1 protein-coding gene is annotated in these 1836 nt (G+C 27.9%); it reads right to left on the bottom strand.

The features are described from left to right. Window positions 1–77: 77 nt before the first annotated feature. Window positions 78–1718, bottom strand: coding sequence for an IS1634 family transposase (locus E1I18_RS03600; protein WP_141484224.1), 1641 nt, complete (start codon window positions 1716–1718; stop codon window positions 78–80). Between the last annotated feature and the right edge of the window lie 118 nt (window positions 1719–1836).

Genomic DNA, 1836 nt, shown 5'->3' on the forward strand with positions numbered 1-1836 from the left:
TTCCTGAGTTTCGGAGTAAAAAACAAAAAGTGTAAAATTGACTGTTATTTTAAGTCAAAATACACTTTTTGTTTTTTCTATATACAATTTTTTACAATTTCTAGAAATTCATTATACGTTTCTTCATTGCTTTTATTAATAGCGGGGTCAATAAATCTTTCTTCAATTATTTTTCCGTTTCTTAATTTAGTTAACTTATTGCAGTCTTTTAAAAAATCAATTAGCTTAGTATTGGTTAATTTTTCAATAACACCTTGTTGATGATAGAATTCATTAATTTTAAATATAGTAAATTTCAATACAATTAATGCAATGAAATTTAGTAAAAAATGCCCTCGAATATGTCTTTCAGTTCGGACAAATATTGGTCTAACTTTTAGCGATGATTTCAATGTTCTGAAGTTTTCTTCAATTTGATATTGTTTGTGATAAACTGAAACAATTTCTTCAGGTTTAAGATCTTTTCTTGATGTTTCATAAACAAAGTAGCCATCAAATTTTTCATCTTCCTCAATCTTGTCTAGATCAAGAGTAAAACTCATTTTCCCGACTTTTTTAAAGAATTTGTATTTTTTTGTTCCGATTATGTCTTCAGCATTGACTACACCTTGTTTATTCTGTTTTTTACGGAAGTTGTCAATAAGTATTTGACGATCGTTTTTATCTTTGTTTGCACGTTTTTGACTATATATAACTATTCTGCGACGAAAATTATCATTGAACCTGCCACCTTTTCATAGCGATTTAAATTCCAATTCTTTCCATTTAAAATTATCAACCGATTCATTAAAACCGCTTGGATCTAGAACAAACTCTTTGAAGGATTTTGAGGTTGTTTTTAGTCTTTGTGCAAAAATGTAATCTATACCATGACTTTCTAAAAATCTAATATTTTTGTTCGTTGACATTCCCTTATCAGCAATAACGGTCATTGATTTTATTGCAAATTTTTCTCTCAAATCAACAATAAAAGGTATCAACGTGTTTCCATCTGCTGTGTTGCCACGAAACACTTTTAAGTAAATTGGAATTCCATTACTATCAGTCGCCATTCCTACAACAACTTGATCTTCTTTAAACTTGCCATCTTTTGAGTAGCCTGGCATTCTCAAACCATCACGCGAGAATGTTTCAAAATAAACAGTTGTTGAATCAAAAAACACAAATTGTTTATTTCTATTTGAAATAGATGAGATTTTTTCGTATAAATTTGATATCAAGTTGTCTTCATTGTTGACTAACACATCCAACAAACCATAAAAAGTATCTTTTTTTGTATCTACTTCATTCTCAAATTTATCCTTATTTTCAAAACTATTGATAATTGACGAATTTTGCAATATTCTTGATGAAATTTGATATTTCAATATATTTTCTAGGTCTTTATGTTTGCTTTTTTCTAAACTTTCAAAAATTTGCAGTTTATCTATAACATAGTAAAGAATATTAATTCCAATATTTGTTGTATATGTTTGCTCTGCTAAAGAATTTAAATAGTCTAAAAGTATCTTTTTTAACTTATTTGAGTCTTCAATATGACCTAATTCTTTAACTTTATCTCTAAAGATCTCAAGATAGTTTTCATTTATTTCAGTGAGTTTTTGGATATTTCCTAGACTTGCAATTCTTTTGTATGCTTTTTTGAAGCCTTGACCTACAACCACCTGGCAATAAGTTGCTTTTCCGTTGCTGTTGTTCATCACTACATAATTCTTCATAACTAAATTATATCAAATTGTATATAATTGTATATAAAAAGTTAAAAAAAATTAAGTACGTAGTACTTAATAGTCGAATAAGTGAGCGATTAATTATCGCAACTCAGAAACGCAGGAA

Origin of the sequence: Mycoplasmopsis mucosicanis (assembly GCF_006546935.1) — a bacterium.
In the GTDB taxonomy this organism is placed as follows: domain Bacteria; phylum Bacillota_I; class Bacilli_A; order Mycoplasmatales; family Metamycoplasmataceae; genus Mycoplasmopsis; species Mycoplasmopsis mucosicanis.